The organism is Streptomyces sp., assembly GCF_035563135.1.
Classification (GTDB): Bacteria; Actinomycetota; Actinomycetes; order Streptomycetales; family Streptomycetaceae; genus Streptomyces.
Genome location: NZ_DATMVN010000596.1, coordinates 1 through 4,717 on the forward strand (window position 1 = coordinate 1; position 4,717 = coordinate 4,717).

The 4,717-nt window shown below is 69.4% G+C and carries 8 protein-coding genes; 3 read left to right on the forward strand and 5 right to left on the reverse strand.

From position 1 onward, the window contains the following. Positions 1-417, reverse strand: a 417-nt coding sequence (locus VN520_RS26530; protein WP_325749468.1) for a hypothetical protein, incomplete at its 3' end; no start/stop codon positions are given. 189 nt (positions 418-606) lie between these two features. Between VN520_RS26530 and VN520_RS26535 the strand changes: the two genes are divergently transcribed. Next, positions 607-1,107, forward strand: coding sequence for a hypothetical protein (locus VN520_RS26535; RefSeq protein ID WP_325749469.1), 501 nt, complete (start codon positions 607-609; stop codon positions 1,105-1,107). A 143-nt stretch (positions 1,108-1,250) separates the two neighbouring features. Here VN520_RS26535 and VN520_RS26540 read toward each other — a convergent pair whose 3' ends face one another. Together VN520_RS26540 and VN520_RS26545 are read right to left on the reverse strand one after the other, a co-directional pair. Further along, positions 1,251-1,508, reverse strand: a complete 258-nt coding sequence (locus tag VN520_RS26540; RefSeq protein WP_325749470.1) for a hypothetical protein — start codon at positions 1,506-1,508, stop codon at positions 1,251-1,253. Next, the gene (locus tag VN520_RS26545; RefSeq protein WP_325749471.1) at positions 1,505-1,813 is read right to left on the reverse strand and encodes a hypothetical protein; all 309 of its coding nucleotides are present in this window, start codon (positions 1,811-1,813) and stop codon (positions 1,505-1,507) included. Before VN520_RS26545 ends, VN520_RS26540 begins: the two co-directional genes overlap by 4 nt. Before the next feature lie 67 nt (positions 1,814-1,880). On the opposite strand from VN520_RS26545, the gene VN520_RS26550 reads away from it, so the two are divergent. Together VN520_RS26550 and VN520_RS26555 are read left to right on the forward strand one after the other, a co-directional pair. Beyond that, entirely contained in the window at positions 1,881-2,150 is a 270-nt protein-coding gene (locus VN520_RS26550) for a hypothetical protein (RefSeq protein WP_325749472.1), read from the forward strand. A gap of 232 nt (positions 2,151-2,382) precedes the next feature. Then, entirely contained in the window at positions 2,383-2,970 is a 588-nt protein-coding gene (locus VN520_RS26555; RefSeq protein WP_325749473.1) for a hypothetical protein, read from the forward strand. 13 nt (positions 2,971-2,983) lie between these two features. Here VN520_RS26555 and VN520_RS26560 read toward each other — a convergent pair whose 3' ends face one another. Together VN520_RS26560 and VN520_RS26565 are read right to left on the reverse strand one after the other, a co-directional pair. Further along, entirely contained in the window at positions 2,984-3,412 is a 429-nt protein-coding gene (locus VN520_RS26560) for a hypothetical protein (RefSeq protein WP_325749474.1), read from the reverse strand. 341 nt (positions 3,413-3,753) lie between these two features. Next, positions 3,754-4,299 carry a hypothetical protein gene (locus VN520_RS26565; RefSeq protein WP_325749475.1) on the reverse strand — a complete coding sequence of 182 codons (546 nt, stop codon included), beginning with the start codon at positions 4,297-4,299 and terminating at the stop codon, positions 3,754-3,756. Positions 4,300-4,717 lie beyond the last annotated feature (418 nt).

The window sequence follows — 4,717 nt, forward strand, 5'->3', positions numbered from 1 at the left end:
TTTCACCTCCGGCACGGCGATCGCCGGAGGGTCCTGCCTAAAGCGGAACGCCAGCACGTCCGTGCCCTGCACGGCCTGCGCCGGGGTCTGCTTGTAGCGCAGCTTCAGGACCGGGACGCACCACCGGCGCACCTTGCGGTAGAGGGCGCCGGTGACAATCTCCCCGAAGTCCCCATGCCGGATCTTGCGGTCCACGGGGAACTTGTTCTTCCGCAGGTAGCCCGCGACCTCCGGGGCGCCTAGGTCGTCGAAGACGTTGGCGAGCTCGCCGGGGACCAGGTAGTTGCGCATCACCTCGTGGCCCAGCTGTTCGACAAGCTCGTCGTCCTCGATCAGCCCTTCATCAGCGAGCAGCTGATACTCCAGCAGCCCGTCCGACTGTTCCACGTCCTGCGGCCTGAGCCACTTGTCAAACACGCGTCCTTGCCCTCCCCCGGCGCTGCACCTGGTCGGCGAGCGCGCACCTGGGCCAAGGCTAGGTCAGCACGCGCCGTCCGGCCCAGGCGACCGGTAAGGCCGGGTGCGAGCGAGGTCTGCACGCTTGCGTATACGCGCGGGGCGCGTGAGGAGGATCGCCGTCGGATCGCGTCGGCCTAGACTGCGCTCATGAGCGATCAGCCAGTGATCATTGAGGCCGGGGCTTTCCCTCTCACTGCCTGCCTGGGACCGCAGCTGATGTTGATGCAGCCGGTGGACCGGAACGCCGTCGAAGGGCTGGACGAGGCGTACACAGAGGCATGTCTCGACCTCACCACAGGAATTCAGAGCACTGGTACCTCCATCGACGCGCGGTGGAGGGTCGCGCCTGATCACAGTCATGTTCTGCTCCTGCTCTATGGCAGGACGCCCAAGCCCTTCGAGCTGGCGGTCCGCTTCACGCTCGAGACCGCCCAGGAGCGGGAGTTCTTCGTGGGGGTGGCCGAACACGCGGACACCGGACCGGTCAGCCTCTGGATCTACCCCGACAAGGAAGATGTTGCGCGCGCCGCGGTCGCGCTGCAGAAACAAGACATGGCGCTCTTCGGCGGCTTGGGCATCGGTGTCGAAAGCGAGCTGCACTGCCGCACCCTGCACCGCCTTGGCCGAAAACCCAGCTCGGCCATCTGACAGCCACTCAGGGTCGGATACCAGGTCGTTGGGACTGCTGCCCCGAGGCAGGAGGCATGCGGACAACTCGCCTCGAGCCCTGCAGCACGCTGAACGCATGCCGACGCGGCGCGGTTCGCCGCCTGGTGTCCCGGGGGTTTGGTCTACGAGTTGGCCGTGCCGGCGTACGCGATGGTGAGGACGGTCATCGTCGCTGTGTCGTGGCCGAGGAGGATCACCGCGGTGACGTGGCCCTGGGCGACGGTGCGGATGATGCCGTCGTCCTGCCCGTAGGGCTCCGAGTACGCGAGCGGGTCCTGCTGAGCGTCGACCAGGGCGAGCGCGAGGTCTCGCCGGGCGAGCTCGGGGAGCTGCTTGTACGTGTCGAAGACGTCGGTAGGGAAGTGGAGCCGGTAGGTCACGCCGCTCCCTGGCCGCGGTCGTCGCGGTTGTTCTGGCGCGGCTCGGCGTCCCTGAGCACGTCGGCGGTGACGTCCCTGGTCTCCAGGTCGTCCGGAAGAACACCGCGCAGCTTCATGTGGGCGCGAGCGGCCTCGATGAGCGGCCGGGCCGATTCGAGCTGCTCGGCGGCCGAGGCCCATCCTTCGAGCACGACAGGCAGGTCCTCGATCGGGGTGAGGTTGACGTCCTGGAGCAGCTGCTGCCGGGACGCCGAGTGGGGCAGTGCAACGTGCAGTCGGTCCACTGTCCAGTCCTCGTGCGCCATGTGCCCCTCCTGCGGTCACGCTCGGAGTGTCAGAGTAGCGTCAAGGGGGAGCGTCGCGGAGGCGCTCGTGCGTGCTAACGCGCGGGCGCGGTGCCTGTGGAGCAAGCACGAGAGGGCGTACCCCCTGTTCGCCGAGACGGTGTGGTTGCACCGCGAGTTCAGCGAGGGCGCCGGAACGGAGCACCAGGCCCTGTTCGCCGGCCTTCCGCCGATCCCTTCCGACATCCTCTTCCGGAAGATCGCGAACTCGTCCGCGGTGGCATTCCGGAAGCTGACCGAGACCCAGATGACCGAAATCCTCCGCAAGGCCCCGAACGACTACGCGGCGATGCGGTAGGGGTGCTCCTGGGGGTGACGGCTCCGCAGGTGTGCGGCTGATCGAGTCGCACGATTACCCGGATGATCCCGAGTACGACATGAGGGTAGGCGGCATGGCGCTGTCGAACACGGTGCCGGATGCCGCAGGACGTCGCTCCTTGGTCGAGCCTCGCGCGTATTGGCCGAAGCAGTCCCTAGGCCCGGGGCGGCCGTCCTACGATGGGTGCCTCCGTCCATGCCGGGAGGCTGCTGTGTCGCCACACCGTCCCGACTACCCGCCGAAGACCCCGCCGCCGCCCAAGCGGCCCGTCCAGCCTCTACCACCGGAGCAGCAGACTGCCCCGCCGCCCGCTGCGGTCACCATCCGCGGCCGGTCCGTGCGGAACTGGGCTGTCACCCCGAGCAATGGCGCCGCCGCCCGCGTGGGCCAGGAGGTCGCCACGGCATTGCACCAGTGGGGCTACCGGCCGAAGGACGATCAGCCACAGCAGGCCGTCGAGCTCCTGCTCCGCTCGGCCGCTCAGGATGGCGGCCGACGCGTCTCGCTGCACCTGGCCGACGACGAGGACCGGAACCAGGTGATGCTCCTGGCGCTCAGTCACCGCCAGGACATGCCGCCGTGCAACGACGACCAGGCGCTCCGGGACGCCGAGCACATGCGCGCCCTGGCCGCGCTCGGGATCCGCGATGTCGGTATGGAGACCGCGCCAAGCGGGCGCCGCTGGTGGGCAGGGCTCGACCTTCCCCGCCCCGGCCAAGCCCTGGAGCTCAACGAACAGCGGCCTCGTGCGCTCTCTCGCGGACCCAGAAAGCTGGAAGGCCCTCCGATCGGCGCGTAGCTCGCCCGCATAGTCAGGCGCTCAGCTTCCTCTGCACCCGTACCGTGGGGCCTCCGCGCACCATGCCTCGAACCCGTTCATCGCCGTTTGCCTCGGGCGCCAACCCTGCAGCTGCCCCAACACCCGTCCGCCGGCCACTCCTGGGCCTCCAGCGGCCCGGGGCGAGTTCCGCCGCAGCGAGCTGCCCTGAGCCGAGTTCGGCGGCCACCTCCCCGAGCAGGCGCAGTTCCTGCCGGGAGGCCAGGCCTGACAGCTTCACCCCGTCCCAGCGGCGGCGCCGTTCCTCGAGGGTGAAGCCCTCCCATTCCGAGAACACGGTGCCGCTGGCCTCTTTCTGAGGGGTCGCGGCCAGGGCGCGCCGGGCTTCGCTGAAGGGCACGGCGTGCTGGGCCATGTAGGCCCGCACGGCCCGGTCGTGCTCGCGGGTGGTGTTCTTGGACATGCCGATCCTCGTCCTCGGCCCGACACTCCACGCCTCGCGAGCCGCTGAAAGACCAAGCCGTCCGACAAGAAGAACTGCACAGTGGTGTGCGCGTCGCAGACTCTTGGCCTCAGGGTCCCCCTCGCGGCGTGGGCACGGGAACGGGGCAGCAGGCCGGCGCACCGGCCCTGTGCCGTCCATCGTAACGGCCTGGGGAGCCCCCGGCGCGGAACGCTGGACTTCTCGGACCGGGGAGATGGCGGTGCCGCGTACCGCACGGCGGGCAAAATTCTGGACAATGTACGGATTTTTTCGGCTGTGATGCCCTGGGCCGGTGGCTGGGCACCGGGTTGCTGGCCGTGCTACCAGCGCATGTTCGGCCGGGGCCGAGGAGACAGTTCAGCCTGCTCAGCGGTGGCGAGGAGACGCTCGGTGGTTTCCTCGCCGACCGTCTCGAGGAGTCGCTCGACGCTGGAGGCGACCAGGATCCAGGACCGCCCCGGCAGTCGGCTCAGGCGGTCGACGGCGTCCGTCAGGGCTCCCGCCTCCACTGCCATCAGCGCCTGGATGTCGGCGGAGTCCGTCTCCAGCGGCACCGTGGCCTCGCGCACCAGGTCGACGGAGACCGTCACGTCGTCGATCACCGTGACCCTGGGTGCGTTCTCGATCATGCCGGGCTCGTAGGTGCCTTTGAGCTCCATGGCCTGGTGAACGGTGATGTCCGCCGCGGGGTACCCGGCGGCCAGAAGGCGGCGCAGCGCGGCATAGGCGGTGTGGGACTTGCCGGACCAGTGCGGCCCCAGGAGCAGCAGGCGGGCGGTGTCGCCGGTCAGGATGGTGGTGCACCACTGGGCGATGGCGGGGTGGTCGGTCTCGGCATCGCGGAAACGGGCGGGTATGACGGACATCGGCCCAGCGTAGCCGTACCTGTTGTGCGGCAAGGAAGGTTGGGGGTTCCTGGAGTCCGTTGGGGTGGGGGCGTGGACGGAATATTGTCCTCGCAGGGTGTGACCTGCGGCCTGTCACGGACGGGTGTGTACGCCTCTTCGGGGTTGGAGGGAAGCGGGTCGCACGGAGCCGGTGAGCGCTGCCACGATCGGTGTCACCGCGCCGGGCGCTGCCGCCCGCGGGTGTTTGTCCGACTCCCTGCTGCCGATTCCGAGGTACCGCCATGTCTCCTCCCCTCTTCCTCTCCCCTCCCCCGTCCGCGGGTTCACCGGGCTGTTCCTGCGCCGGGGGCCGTCTCGGCGTGGGCGAGGCGGCCGTCGCCGTGGTGCCCGTCGTCTGCGTCACGGTGCTCGCCGCCCTGGAGCGCCCTCTGCCCGG

What these genes read in the sequence shown, in the direction of transcription:
- VN520_RS26535 (WP_325749469.1), top strand. Translation starts at nt 607, where the DNA reads ATGAGCGATCAGCCAGTGATCATTGAGGCCGGGGCTTTCCCTCTCACT.
- VN520_RS26545 (WP_325749471.1), bottom strand. Translation starts at nt 1,813, where the DNA reads ATGGCGCACGAGGACTGGACAGTGGACCGACTGCACGTTGCACTGCCC.
- VN520_RS26560 (WP_325749474.1), bottom strand. Translation starts at nt 3,412, where the DNA reads ATGTCCAAGAACACCACCCGCGAGCACGACCGGGCCGTGCGGGCCTAC.
- VN520_RS26565 (WP_325749475.1), bottom strand. Translation starts at nt 4,299, where the DNA reads ATGTCCGTCATACCCGCCCGTTTCCGCGATGCCGAGACCGACCACCCC.